The sequence below is a fragment of the Mycobacterium sp. 1081908.1 genome, assembly GCF_001673535.1.
Lineage (GTDB): Bacteria > Actinomycetota > Actinomycetes > Mycobacteriales > Mycobacteriaceae > Mycobacterium.
This window is the reverse complement of record NZ_LZLY01000130.1, coordinates 1-14,059: the sequence shown is the minus strand read 5'-3', so window position 1 is coordinate 14,059 and position 14,059 is coordinate 1. Positions and strand designations below refer to the sequence as shown.

The following is a 14,059-nucleotide window of genomic DNA, read 5'->3' as shown; positions in this document are numbered from 1 at the left end:
GCAGCATAACCGGGCACCCGGCGGATTCGCCCGAGAGGCATTGAACGTGTGTGTGATAATGCCTCGATTCGATGAACGCCTCCTCAGAACAGGTGGGTGACCGTGGTCCAGGCCGAAAGCGTTAGCCCTGCCGGGGTAGCGCAAGATCGGGGCTCGGCACACAAGGAATTCCGCCCGGACATCGAGGGCCTGCGCGCGCTGACGCTGGTGGCCATCCTGCTCTTCCACGCCGACGTGCCCGGCGCGAGCGGTGGGTTCGTCGGCCCGGACATCTTCTTCATCATTTCGGGTTTCGTCATCACCGGTCAGCTCTGGCGCGAGGTGAACAACACCGGCACGCTCGGGCTGCGCAAGTTCTATGCGGCGCGGGTCCGCCGCCTGCTGCCGGTGGCCGCCCTGATCGGCAGCGTGACGGTGGTGGCCTCGGCGGTCCTGTTGTCGCCGTTGCAGGCCAAGGGCGTCGTGGAGGACGGCATCGCCTGCGCGTTGTACGTCGGCAACTACTGGTTCATTCACGAGAACGTCGACTACTTCGGCGGCCATCAGCCGCCGTCGCCGTTCCAGCACTACTGGACCCTGGGCGTCGAGGAGCAGTTCTACCTGGTGTGGCCGCTGCTGATCATCGGCACCTGGTGGCTGATCCGGCGCACCCGCCGCCGGCGCGCCGGCGCTACTACTAATACGTCGTCGAACACACCGAAGCGCGCCTTCCTGGCGGTCTTCGCGCTCGTCGCGATCCTGTCGTTTGCGCTGTCGCTGCTGACCACCTACCTGGTGCCGTCGGCGGCCTACTTCTCGCTGCCCACGCGGGCCTGGGACCTGGCCGTCGGCGGCATGCTGGCCCTGACCGCCAACCAGTGGCGCCGGCTGCCGGCACGGGCGGCGGCGATCACGGGATGGGCCGGGCTGGCCTTGATCGTGCTGGTCTGCAACCGGCTCACCCCGGCCACACCGTATCCGGGCACCGCCGCGATATGGCCGCTGCTCGGCACGGTTCTGGTGATCGGCGCCGGCTGTGCCATACCCACGCAGGGCGCGGGCCGCATCCTGGCGGTCAAGCCGATGCGCGAGATGGGCCGGCTGTCCTACTCGTGGTACCTGTGGCACTGGCCCGTGCTGGTCCTCGCCGTGCCGCTGCTGGGCCACCAGCTGGGGCTGGCCGGCAGGTTGGTGGCCGTCCTCCTGTCCGGCGGCCTGGGGATGCTCACGCTGCGCTATGTCGAGACCCCGCTGCGATACGGCGCCGCGCTGCGCAGGTCCCCGCTGGCCAGTTTCGCGGTCGGCGCCATCGCCACCGCGGTGGCGGTCGGGGTAGGCGTGGCGATGCTGGCCTGGATTCCGATCCCGGTCGGCCGCGGCGCGCCCGGCACGCCGTTGACCATCACCGCGGCGCCGGTCCCCGCGGGCGACGGCATGGACGCCTACGACGCGGCGGTGCAGCAGGCGTTCGCGCAGGCGCAGGCCGCGGTCGCGGCGTCGGCCGACCTGAGGGCCGTGCCGTCGAACCTGCAACCGCCGGTCGCCGAAGCGACGGCCGGCCAGACGGCGATGTGGTCCAGCGGCTGCTTCCGCGGCGCCAACCAAAGCGGACAGCCCGAGTGCGCGACGGGAGACACCGCCTCGAGCACCACGGTGGCCCTCGTCGGCGACTCGCACGCCGCGATGTGGGATCCGGCGTTCGAGCAGATCGCCGAGCAACGGCATTGGCGGCTGGAGATGATGGCCAAGGCGGGCTGCCCCCTGCTCGACGTGCCCATCGCCAAACACCTCGACGGCCTGATCGAACGCTTCATGCACTGCGACGAGTGGCGCGCGCTGATCCTGGCCCGGTTACGCGCCGAGCACCCGCGGCTGGTCGTGGTGAGCATGTCGCGGGAGCGCACTGAGGGCAGTTGGCAGGCGGGTTACACGCCGTACGACCCCGCGTGGATCGACAGCCTGACCCGGCTGGTGCAGCAGCTGCGCGCCGCGGGCGCGAAGGTGTTGGTGCTGGGCCCGGTCCCGGACCCGGGCACGCCGGTGCCGGAATGTCTGTCGGGTCACCTCGATGACGCCACGGCCTGCTCCCCGCCCCGGTCGGCCGCGGTGAACGACGCCGGGGTCGCGGCCGAGACCGCCGCCACCAAAGCCAGCGGCGGGCAATACGCCGACCTCACCGAGCTGTTCTGCACGACCAGCCGCTGCCCCGTCATCGTCGGCAACGCCATGGTTTACCTGGACTGGAACCACATCACGGCCGACTACTCCCGCGAACTGGCGCCGGCGATGGGGACGCTCGCCGACCGCGCGCTGGCGCACGGCTGACGCGGCGCTCGGGCTAGTCCCCCGCGGGTCCCTGGAGGTACCACGGGTTGGCCCGGGCCCAATCGACGGTGCGGCGGATGCCCTCCTCGACATCGACCTTCAGGCGCCAACCCAGCTCCCGTTGCGCCTTGGTCGAGTCCGGGATGCGCCGGGGGATGTCCTCGTAGCGACCCCCGTAGCGCGCCGCCGTGTCGACGACCTCGGCCTCGGTCACCGAGTCGACGTTGGCGATCTTGATCGCCAGCTCGACGGCGTCGCGCATGGTGGTTTCGGTCATGCTGCCGATGTTGAAGGCCTCACCGATCGCCGCGTCGCTGTCGGCCGCCAGCAAGGTGCCGGCGATGGCGTCGTCGACGTAGGTGAAGCACCGCGTCTGGTCACCCGAGTCGTAGAGCAACGGTGGCAGGCCGTTGAGGATGCGGTGAACGGTCTGGGAAATCACGAAAATCGGGTTCTGCCGCGGGCCGTAGACGTTGAAGTAGCGAACCACCGTCACCGGCAGCCCGTGGGCGGTGTGCATCGCGAACACCAGGTGCTCGGCCATGGCCTTGCTGGTGCTGTAGCTCCATCGCGCCGTCTTGGTGGAACCGAGCACGCGGTCGTCGTCCTCGGCCCAAGGTGGGTTGGGGTTCTTGCCGAACACCTCGGACGTGCTGGCGAACACCACGCGGGTGCCGTGCCGCTGGCTCAGCTCCAGGACGTTGCGGGTGCCGGTCACGTTGACGTCGAGAACCTGGAGCGGATCCTTCATATAGTTCTTTACGCCGACGACCGCGGCGAGGTGGAAGACCTTGTCGACACCGGGTGTCAGGGCCTGTTCGAGTGCCCCCAGGTCGGTGACGTCGCCTTGCACGAACCGGAAGTTGGGGTGCCGGTCGAAGTCGATGCTGGTGTCGCGGGTGTTCTTCGCCTGGTCGAACACCGTGACCGAGTCGCCGCGGTCCAGCAGCGTGGAAACCAGATGCGATCCGATCAAGCCGTAGCCGCCCGTTACGACGACATGAGACATATTCGCTCTTTCTATATGTACAGGTTTGCCTTCGCCTGCAGTATGCCTACCGGCCGATCCCCTTGTAGACGAATCCGGCGGCGCGCACGGCCGCCGGGTCGAAGCTGTTGCGCCCGTCGAGGAACACGCAGCCCGGTGCCGTGAGGTCCGCCAGCCGGGCCAGCGGGATCTGGTGGAATTCGCGGTGGCCCGCGAGAACCACCAGGGCGTCGGCATCCTTGACCGCCGACTCGATGTCCGGGGACAACGGAATCTTCGTCACCGTGGGGGCCTCCTCGTCGGGCACCCAGGGGTCATGGATGGAGAGATCGCAGCCGGACTGCTCGAGCAACTCGACGACGTACTTGGTGGGCGTCAGCCGGCAGTCGCCGGTGTTGTTCTTGAACGCGATGCCCAGGACCGCGATCTTGCTGGTCTCGATCGTCTTGTCCTGCTCGGCGAGCAGTTGCGTGAGCAGCCCGTAGGTGTAGGCGGGCATGGTGTCGTTGACGGTCCGCGACGTCCGCGGGATGCCGAGCTCCAACCCGAGCATCTGTCCGAGATGGTTGACGAACCATGGGTCCTTCGTCAGGCAGTAGCCGCCCACGCCCATGCTCGGCCGCAGGATGTTCACGTTGTGGGTGCCCTTCGGCATCGAGTTGGCCGCGTCGATGACCTGCAGCCCGTCCATGTCCAGCCGGTCGCACACCTTGGCCAGTTCGTTGGCCATCGCGATGTTGAGGTCGATCCAGAGGTTGTCGGCGAGCTTGACCATCTCGGCCGTGCGTGGGTCGTCGACGACGATGGATTCCACCCCCAGGGCGTGCCGCCACAGCGTGGAGCAGGCGCGCGCGGTGCGCTCGTCGACCGCGCCGACGACGACGGGGATCGACGTCAGCTCGCGGATGGCCTGGCCTTCGGCGAGCCGTTCCGGGCAGAACGCCAGCCCGAAGTCGATCCCGGCCCGCAGTCCCGAGGTCTCCTCGAGGATCGGCAGCACGAGGTTCTCGGTGGTGTCGGGCGGCACCGTGCTCTTGAGGATGACGAGGTGGCCGCGGTGCAGGTGCTCCCCCACGGCGCGCGCCGCCGCCTTGATGTCGTCGACGATGGGCTCGTAGTCCGGGCCGAGCGGGGTGCCGACGGTGACGATGACGAAGTCGTTGTCCGCGACGGCGCCGAAATCGGTCGTGGCCCGCAGGCGCCCGACGCGCGCGTTGTCGGCCACCAGCTCGCCCAGCCCCGGCTCGGGAACGGTGGTCCTGCCCGCGTTGATCTCGTCGACGACGTTCTGTCTCACGTCGATGCCGGTCACCGGCCAGCCGCGGTCGGCCAGCACGGCACCGATCACCGTGCCGATGTAGCCGAAGCCGACGACTGCGATCCCGGACCGCATGCCGCGGACGATCAGATCGATCTCAGCGTCGCTGCGCCCGAACACGCCTTCAGCCATCGCGGAACCTCGCCCTTCGGTCCCCCGTGTGCCTGTGGATTTCAAGGGGCCTCCCGCCCCTGGCTAACCGTCCGGAAGTCTAATCCAACACCGGTACAATAGACCAGAAGTTCGGATATGCACCCGGAGTTGGGCTGCGAGTACCGCCTGGGTGGACGACCGCGATAGACCGGAAAGATCTCCTCGCATGGCTGATATGGTCGCCCGCATGGACCTGTTCGTACGCGAATCCGGTCCGGTCGGGGCCCCCACCATCGTCTTCCTGCACGGCGCATACACCAGCGGCTGGTATTGGGAACCGGTGGTCGAACGCCTGCAGCAATACCACTGCCTGGTCCCCGATCTGCCCCACTACGGCAAGAGCTTCGAGCAGGGGCCGTTCGAGATGGGCCGGGCCGCCGCGGCGGTCGCGGAACTCATCCGCTCCCGGGTCGACGCCGGCCGGGCGCACGTGGTGGGCCTGTCGCTCGGGGCCCAGGTGGGGGTGCAGTTGCTGGCGACCGAGCCCAAACTCGTCGACCGCGCGGTGCTGTGCGGGACGATCGTCAACCGGGTGCCGTTCGTGGAGCTGACGCGGCGGCTGGTGTCACTGCCCGCCCGCAACCCGGCGTACCGCTGGATGGTGCGCCGTTACCGGAACGCTTGGCAGGCAAGGGTTCCCGCGGCCCACCTTGACGAGTATCGCGAGGACGTGCGCCTGATCACCAGCGGGCAGCTCGCCGACGTCACCATGGCGTCCTCGGGATTCACGATTCCCGAGGAACTCCAGCAATCGGATTCGCCCACCATGTTCGTGACCGGCGCCAAGGAGTTGCCGCTGGTCCGCCGGTGGGCCGCGGCGCTCGCCCGGCAAATGCCCAACGGGGTCGACCGGGTCGCTCTCGGGATGCCCCATGACTGGCCCACGCGCTATCCGGACCTATTCGCGCGCACCCTCGACGCGTGGTTCACCGGCGCCGCGCTGCCGCCGGAGATCGCAGTGCCGAAGTCTCAGCCCGGCTGGCGCAGCGGCAGGCCGGCGGCGCGATAGATCGCGTCGATGACGGTCATGTTCTCGATCGCGCCCTCGGCCGTCGTCTTCACCGGTTCCCCGCGCAGCACCGCCCCGGCGAACGCGTCGAGCTGATACGCGTAGGTGGTGCGCCGCGGGAAGCGCTCCACCCGCTTGCCGTCGGCCGAGCGGATCGAGAGCCGGGGCAACAGGTGCGGTGCGGCGGGGCTGAAGTAGCTCAGCTGGCCGCGGTCGCCGATGATCTTGGCGTTCGCCCAAAACAGGTTCGACGACCACAGCGCGCAGTGCAGCCGGCCCGTGTGCCCTTCGGCATACCGCATCTCCGCCGTCATGACCCGGTCCACCTGGGGACCGTCCAGTTTGGCTTTCGCCGAGACGACCTCGGGAGTCGAACCGCCGAACGTCCGGAGCATGTCGACCGTGTACACGCCGGCATCCATCACCGCGCCCCCGGCCAGGGCGTAGTCGTAGACGTTGGCGTTGGAGCGCTTGGGCAGCAGCACGCAGACGGCGACCTCCACCCGCTCCAGCTTCCCCAGCTCCCCCGAACCGATGATCTGCTCCACGCGCTGAGTCAACGGATGGAAGCGGTATTGGAGCGCCTCCATGACGACCCGGTCGGACTTGGCGGCGAGTTCGGCGATCTCGCGGGCCTCGGCGGCGTTGGCGGTGAACGGCTTTTCGCACAGCACGTGCTTGCCCGCGTCCAGCGTGGCCCGGGTCCACCTGCCGTGCACGCTTGTCGGCAGCAGGTTGTAGACGGCGTCCAGGTCCGGGTCGGCGACCAACTCCTCGTAGCTGTCGTGCGCCCGCGCGATGCCGTGCTTGGCGGCGAAGTCCCGCGCGCGCGACGCGTCGCGCGACGCCACCGCGGCCACGACGACCTCGTTGTTCTCCTTGGCCGGGGTGAGGAACGTCGTCGGCGCCCAGCGCGATGCGCCCAGGATGCCGATGCGTACGGGGGCGCCGCCTGCAGACATGACGGCGATGCTAACAGCCGATCCGGCTGGCCACCGCAACAATTTTGAACGGATCGGACGACGGCAAACCGATGCTAGGATCGCGATTCGCCCGGACCGGGCAAAGCTTGGACACCATCCGGTGAGGAGCTCGATTGGCTGACGGCGAGCTGAGTGCGCGCGAGGCCGAACGCGTTCTGTGGGACGTGATCGTCGTCGGCACCGGCATGGGCGGCGGGATGCTCGGCCACTCGCTGGCCCGCGCGGGCCGCCGGGTGCTGTTCGTCGAAAAGGGCCGCTCCACGCTGCCCGGGACGCCGGGAACGATCCGCGCGGCCATGCCCGAACTGGCCGAACCGGGGGCGGTCCGTTCGACGGAGGCCTACTACGACGCGCTGGCCCGCGCCGGACGCACCACCGACGAGATCGAAGACATCAGCGGGCGGCGCCCGAAGCGGTACGTGCCGTTCATCGGCAGCGGCACCGGCGGCTCCTCGGCCCTCTACGGCATGGTCTGCGAACGGTTCTTCGCGCAGGATTTCACCCCCCGGCAGAACTTCCACGACCCCGGCGATTCCACCGTGCCCGAGGCGTGGCCGATCAGCTACGACCAGATGAGCCCCTGGTACGACGAGGCCGAAAAACTGCTCGGGGTGCGCGGCGCGCCCGATCCCCTGCGCCCCGAGGCGGCCGACGTGGGTTTGCCTGCGGCCCCGCCGTTTTCGACGGACAACCAGCCGCTGGTCGATTATCTGACCGGGCGGGGTCTGCACCCCTATCACCTGCCGATGGCCTGCAACTACACCGAGGGCTGCACCACCTGCCAGACGTATCTGTGCCCCCGGTCGTGCAAGAACGACGCGGCCCGCAACGGCGTGCTTCCGGCGATCACCCAGCACGGCGCCCAGCTGCTGACCGAATGCCGGGTCGTGCGCCTGGAGGCCGGCCGCACCCAGGTGCAGCGGGTGATCGCCCGGCATCGCTCCGACATGCTGGCGCTGCAAGGCAAGGTCGTGGTGCTGGCCGCCGGCGCGCTGGCGACCCCGGTGCTGTTGTTCAACTCCCGCTCCGGCGACTGGCCGCGCGGACTGGCCAATGGCTCGGACTGGGTGGGCCGCAACCTGATGCGCCACCTGCTCGAGCCGATCGAGATCTGGCCGAACCCCAAACGCAGGATCAGCACGCCGAACAAGGAAATCGGGCTCAACGACTTCTATTTCTGTGACGGGCAGAAGTACGGCACCGTGCAGTCGTTCGGCGAGATACCGCCGATGGAGTGGCTGGCCAACCGCCCCGGCTTGCGGGGAAAGGCGCTGCGCGCGACGGGCCCGGCGGGACGCGGGCTGTATCGGCGGTTCGTCACCGGCGGCCTGGTACTGGCCGGGATCATGGAGGACCTGCCGTATCTCGACAACCGGGTCCTGCCGTCCGATCGGCCCGGCGCCGACGATCGCCAGCGGCTGCGGCTTCGGTACCGGTTACACCCCAGCGAGGTCGAGCGCCGCGCGGCGTTCGTGCGGCAGCTCAAGGAGGTGCTGCAGCCGTTCCGCAACCTCACCCTGGGCACCGGCAAGGACAATGCGAACCTTGGCCACGTCTGCGGCACCTGCCGCTTCGGGACCGACCCCAAAACCAGCGTGCTGGACCCGCAGAACCGGGCGCACGAAGTGGACAACCTCTACGTGGTGGACACCTCGTTCTTCCCGTCCAGCGCCGGGCTGAATCCCAGTTTGACGGTGGCGGCCAACGCGTTGCGGGTGGCCGCGCACGTGAACCAGGCGCATTTCGCCGCCTGACGTCTCAGCCGTCGGCGAGCGCGCGGTCGGCCAGCGCCCCGATCGCCGGCGCCAGCAGCCGGGAGTATTCCAGCGTGATGTGGCGCCAGTCGCGGTAGACCAGGGTGTTGCCGACGATGACCGGGCAGCGGGCCTTGGTGCAGAACAGCTCGGTGAGGTCGGCGTATTGGCCGCCACCTGCTTTGGTGGCGGCGGACTCGGCCGCGATACCCGGTTGGTTGACCGCGGCCGACGCGGGCGGCGAGCAGGCCGTCGCGTCGTCGAGGTGCCCGGACAGGCAGATCGGCACCTCGGACTGCGGATCCGGGATCGGCCCGAGCACCAGCACCTTGGCGCCGATGCCGCGCAGCTGCTGCGCGAGACGGGTCAGGCTGTCGACCCAGGCGGGCCCATACGCGTCGACGCCGAGCAGCCGTTCGCTGGCGGCGGTGTAACCCCGCCACATGCTCAGCACCACCAGCCGTGGGCGCTCGGCGCGCAACCGGGCGACGATTTGATCGCGCCACTGCTGGCAGTGTGAATATCGTTCGGCCAGGTGGTGCAGGGGGACGGCGCTGGGCAGGTCCATCAACGGACAGGCCCCCTTGGCCAGCGTCTCCAGCCGCCAGTGCCGCTGGGCCGCGATCTGCTGGAACGCCGGATTCCACATCGCCGCGTTCGAGTCGCCGACCACGGCCACCGTCGTGCTCGAGGCGGTATCGCCCGTCACGCACTCGGGCTGGCCGACTTCGGCGATGTTGCGCAGGCAGCCGTTGAACAGCATGTCCCCGGACGTCGCGAGGGGCGGGCTCAGGTTCGACGGGACGGCTTTGAGGTCGGCCGATGCCGCCACCGCGATCTGCGCCTGCGCGAACGCCTGCCGCACCGCCGCGTCGTAGGCGTCGATGTTGGAACCCGCGGGCACGGGCGCCGTGGTGATGGTCAGCGCCGCGGCCGCCGGGCCGCGCCCGACCGGGGTCGGCACGTGCTCCAGCAGCACCAGGCCCACGCTTACCGCGACCGCGGTGGCCGCCCCGCCCAGCGCGAGGCTGGCCCACGCGGACCGGCGTATCGGGGCAGCGAATCGCAGCGGGTTCTCGATGAAGCGCAGGGTCAGCACCGCCAACCCGCCGGAGATCAGGGCCGCGGTCAGCCTGGCGGCCAGCCCCAGCGGGTGGCCCAGCAACGCCGGCGCGAGGACCAGCACCGGCCAGTGCCACAGATACCACGAATAGGAAATCCGGCCGATCGCCCGCATCGGCGACGTTCCCAGCGCCCGGCCGCATCCCTGCGACGCTGCCGCGCAGCCGGCCCCGATCACCAGCGCCGCGCCCAGCGCGGGCAGCAGCGCGGCGATACCCGGATACGGTGTGGTCGGGCCCAGCCAGGTGCAGGCCAGCAGGATCAGGGCCAGCCCGGCCCATCCGGTCGGCACGGCCGCGCGCGGTGCCAGCCGGCGCCATTGGTCGGCGATGAGGGCGACGATGCCGCCGACCGCCAACTGCCAGGCCCGGGTCGGCAGCGAATAGAACGCCACCGAAGGCAACCACAGGGTGTCGACAAGCGACAGCCCGAGTGACGCGACGGCGACCAGCGCGAGGACCACTAGATACGGGCGTTTCGAGGCGGTGGCCTGGGTCCTGGTGCGCCGACCCACCCGCCGGATGACCCAGGCCGTACCGATGATCAAGGCCGGCCATACCAGGTAGAACTGCTCCTCCACGCCCAACGACCAGTAGTGCTGGAACGGCGACGGCGGCAGGTGGCCGCCGAAGTAGTTGACGCTGCCGTTGATGAACCAGTAGTTGCTGACATATAAGGCGCTGGCGATGCCGTCCCGAAGGACGCTCACCACTTGCAGTGGCGGCAGGAGGAGAAATGCCGCGATCGCGGTGATGATGCCGACCGTGGCCGACGCCGGCAGCAGTCGGCGGGCCCGCGCCCCGTAGAAGCCGGCCAGCCGGACCTTGCCGCTGGCGTTCGCCTCGCGCCAGAGCAGCCCGGTGATGAGGAAGCCCGAGATGACGAAGAAGACATCCACGCCGACAAACCCGCCGCTGAGACCCGGCATCCCGGCGTGGAACAGGACCACGGCCAACACGGCGACGGCACGCAAGCCCTCGATGTCGGGGCGAAACCGCGTCTGCGCGGAGGGCCGACTCTGCGTCTGTTCGGTCGGGCTGACGCTGTCGGACTGTTGAGAGGTCACCAAGCGAGGATTATCACACGCGTGTTCAACAGATTGCCAGGTTGGTGAAATCACCGCACCCAGCGCAGGGACCCGTGGCGGCCGAAATCGGGTCAGCTCTCGATCTCCGCGGTCAGATCGAATTCGGCGAGGGTGCGCGAAATGATCTCCCGCAGCTCGTCTTTGGTGTTTTCCCGGCCGAGAACATACGCGGAGATCCTGAGAAAGATCTTGCCGTTGCCGCGTCCCGAACCGACGAACAGTTGTCCCCCGATGTGCTCGAGCGTGCTTTTCTTGATGTCGGGCTCGTAGGAGCGCATGTACGCATAGTCGGCGTCGCTGCCGTCGGGCCGGTTCACCGCCGCGGACAGGTCACCGAAATTGGAGACGGTAACCGGAAGGCTGGCACCGCCCGCGGCCATCCCGGCCAGCCTCCTGTTCAGCCGCTTCGGAACCATCGCTGCCAGTGGGAATGTCGCCAAAAACTCTTCGTCCGGGTTCTCCATCCCGGCGAGAATCGCTCGCGTGATCTTGGCCTGCGCATCCCTGAGGTCCGTCGCAGCATGCGTTGGGTCCACGGCGACGTCGACCACGGTGAGCGCGTTGCCACGGGTATCGCCTTCGGTCCGCAGCGATACCGGAAATCGCAGGGTGACCTTTCCGTCGTCGCGAACACGCCCCACCCGCACCGCGAGCCTGCACGCGACCCCGGCCACCAGCGAGTTACTGCTCGCACCAAGGCTTTTCGCGCGGGCATCCCATTGCGCCGGGTCGATGTACGCGGTCAGGGCGGGCACCTCCACCGCCTGATCGGTGCCGGCCGCCCCGGGGGAAGGCGGCGCCGCCTTGATCGAGGAGGCGAATTGCTTGCGGTCGGGCCAGGCCCTTCGGGCCGCGGCAACCAGAGCCCGCGCGATGCCGGGCAGTTCTTGGACGGTTTGCCGGGAATCCTCACGCAGGGCGCGCCGGACGGTGCGCGACCCTGGAGGCGGATAGCCCAGGTCGCGCGTCCTGCCCTCGGCGGCGTCGGCTATCGCCTCGACAAACCCGATCCCGTCGACGATCGTGTGCGAGACCACCAGGCTTATCGCGGCCCCGCCGCCCTCGAGCGGAAGCATTCCGAGATGCCAGCCGGGTCCCCACTCCGGATCGACGGGCAGGCGCACCCGCTCGTCGGCCCAGGCGCTCACATCGGAGCGGCGCCGCGGCGTTGCGGCGATGTCGATCCCGTCCCGGGGCGGTGCCATGACCCAGTGATCGCGCGCGAACGGTATCGGGGAACGTTCGACCCTGCGTCCCAAGAGCCCGCGTCCGAGATTGCGTTGGAAACGTTGCAGCCCATCAAGATTGACGTCGCGGTCATAGACCCAGATGAACTGGACCTGCGTGCCGTGGACCGCGCGCATGGTGAGAAATACCGCTTGGTCCACGTGCGCGAGCCGGTTGCCTGCCGGGTCGTCGCCGCGCGTGCCGGCTTGGGCCGCCGGGACCGGGGGTGCGGCGGGGTCGTCGAGCAGCTCGGCCAGGTGGCCGGCGAGCTTCGCCGGGGTGGGGTGGTCGAACACCACCGTCGCCGGCAGCGCCAGCCCGGTGTGTCGGTTGAGAGCGTTGCGTAGCTCCATCGCCGTCAGCGAGTCGATGCCGAGATCTTTCAGCGGCCCGTCGGGATCGAGCCCCGCCGGGTCGGGATGGGCCAGCACGGCGGCGGCCGTCGCGGTGACCATCGCGGTGAGCGTGTCGAGCCGTTGCTGAGGGCTCTGGGTGGCCAACGTGGCGGCCAGCGTTCGGGGGCTCGCCGCCACGGCTTCTTCCCCGTCGGCCAGTGCGGCGACCGGGCTGGGTCCGCTGGGGGCTAGCCAGTAGCGGCGGTGGTCGAAGGGATAGGTGGGCAGTGCGACGGTGTGCGCGCGTGGGTACAGCGCCGGCCATGAGGGGCTGTGGCCGTGGGTGTGCAACTGCGCCAACGCCATTGCCAGGCTGTCGTGATCCCGACGTTCCCGGTGCAGGGTGATCACGACCGTCGACTGGGCCCGACCCGGGGTCTGGGCCAGCGTGTCGCTCAGTGCCGGGGCCAACACCGGATGCGGGGACAGCTCGACGAACGTGCACTCCCCCGCGGCCAGCCGCTCGGCCACCCGGTCGTAAAACCTGACTGGCTCACGCAGGTTGCGATACCAATACTCGGCGTCCATCGTGGTGGTGTCCAACGGCTCACCCGAAACCGCCTGCCCCACCGTCGAATACAGCGGGATGCGCGCCAGGGCCGGATTGAGTGGGCCCAACTCGGCCAGCAGCCGCTCACGCACCGCCTCGACCTGCGCGCAGTGCGAGGCGTAATCCACCGCGATCTGACGAAACTGGATGCCATCACGCTCACACGCCGCGCTGAACTCCTGCAGCGCGCCCGGCTCGCCGCTGATGATGGTGTGCGACGGGCCGTTGATCGCCGAGATGCTTACCGCGTTGTTCCAGGGTTGGAGCAGCGGTTCGAGTTGCTCGGCGCCCAACAACACCGAGGCCATCGCCCCCGCCCCACACAGCTCACCCAGCGCCTGGCTGCGCCGCGCCACGATCTGGGCGGCCTCGGGCAGCGAGAACACCCCGGCGATATACGCCGCGGCGATCTCGCCCTGCGAATGCCCGATCACCGCGTCGGGGGTGATGCCATAGGAGCCCAGCACCTCGGCCAGCGACACCATCATGGTGAACAGCACCGGCTGCACCACATCCACGCGCTCCAGCGCCGCCGCCCCCGGCTCCTGGCGCAGCACGTCGCGCACCGACCACCCGGTGAAGGGGCGCAACGCCTCATCGCAGTCGTCGACCATGTCGGCGAACACCCGATGCTGTGCGTAAAGCTCGCGGCCCATGCCCACGTATTGGCCACCCTGACCGGGCAGCACGAACACCGTCTTACCGCGCAAATGCGCCAGATAATGGTGCTCAATCAGCTGCGGATGCGGGTGACCATCACGCAATGCCTCTAGCGCGCCCAGCACGTCGTCGCGGGGATCGGCGCCGTCGACCGCTCCGGTGATCACCGCCCGGTAGGGGTGGTGGGCACGGGTGGTGGCCAGGCTGTACGCCACATCGGCCAAATCCACGCCGGGATGGGCGAGCAGGTGGGTATGCAGTCGGTCGGCCTGCGCGCGCAACGCCGCGGGGGTGCGCGCCGACAGCGGCCACAACCCCAACCCGAAGTCGGGTTGCTCGGCCGGCAACTCAGCCTCGGCCGGCGGGGCGGGGGCTTGTTGGACGATGACGTGGGCGTTGGTGCCGCTGATGCCGAACGAGGACACCGCCGCGGTGCGCGGATGATCGGTGACCGGCCAGGGCACCGGCTCGGTCAGCAGGCGCACCGTGCCCGCCGACCAATTCACATG

General features: G+C 69.2%; 8 protein-coding genes. 3 read left to right on the top strand and 5 right to left on the bottom strand.

Annotated elements, in window-relative coordinates; genetic code table 11:
- The first annotated feature begins 96 nt into the window (after nt 1–96).
- Complete coding sequence (locus A5655_RS21250) at nt 97–2,304, top strand: acyltransferase family protein (RefSeq protein WP_067013436.1); 2,208 nt, start codon at nt 97–99, stop codon at nt 2,302–2,304.
- A gap of 13 nt (nt 2,305–2,317) precedes the next feature.
- On the opposite strand, the gene A5655_RS21245 is transcribed toward A5655_RS21250, so the two are convergent.
- Together A5655_RS21245 and A5655_RS21240 are read right to left on the bottom strand one after the other, a co-directional pair.
- On the bottom strand, nt 2,318–3,313 hold the full coding sequence (locus tag A5655_RS21245; protein WP_067013434.1) for an NAD(P)-dependent oxidoreductase: 996 nt from the start codon (nt 3,311–3,313) through the stop codon (nt 2,318–2,320).
- A gap of 46 nt (nt 3,314–3,359) precedes the next feature.
- On the bottom strand, nt 3,360–4,742 hold the full coding sequence (locus A5655_RS21240) for a nucleotide sugar dehydrogenase (protein WP_082978788.1): 1,383 nt from the start codon (nt 4,740–4,742) through the stop codon (nt 3,360–3,362).
- 187 nt (nt 4,743–4,929) lie between these two features.
- Here A5655_RS21240 and A5655_RS21235 point away from each other — a divergent pair, with 187 nt between their 5' ends.
- Nucleotides 4,930–5,772, top strand: coding sequence for an alpha/beta fold hydrolase (locus A5655_RS21235; RefSeq protein WP_082978787.1), 843 nt, complete (start codon nt 4,930–4,932; stop codon nt 5,770–5,772).
- Here A5655_RS21235 and A5655_RS21230 read toward each other — a convergent pair.
- The gene (locus A5655_RS21230) at nt 5,733–6,734 is read right to left on the bottom strand and encodes a Gfo/Idh/MocA family protein (protein ID WP_067013430.1); all 1,002 of its coding nucleotides are present in this window, start codon (nt 6,732–6,734) and stop codon (nt 5,733–5,735) included. The two genes, A5655_RS21235 and A5655_RS21230, sit on opposite strands and share 40 nt — an antisense overlap.
- Nucleotides 6,735–6,868: 134 nt before the next feature.
- On the opposite strand from A5655_RS21230, the gene A5655_RS21225 reads away from it, so the two are divergent.
- Entirely contained in the window at nt 6,869–8,509 is a 1,641-nt protein-coding gene (locus A5655_RS21225; RefSeq protein ID WP_067013428.1) for a GMC oxidoreductase, read from the top strand.
- 4 nt (nt 8,510–8,513) lie between these two features.
- On the opposite strand, the gene A5655_RS21220 is transcribed toward A5655_RS21225, so the two are convergent.
- Nucleotides 8,514–10,697 carry an acyltransferase family protein gene (locus A5655_RS21220; RefSeq protein ID WP_067013503.1) on the bottom strand — a complete coding sequence of 728 codons (2,184 nt, stop codon included), beginning with the start codon at nt 10,695–10,697 and terminating at the stop codon, nt 8,514–8,516.
- A 92-nt stretch (nt 10,698–10,789) separates the two neighbouring features.
- The coding region (locus A5655_RS21215; RefSeq protein ID WP_156764967.1) for an acyltransferase domain-containing protein at nt 10,790–14,059 on the bottom strand (3,270 nt) is incomplete at its 5' end.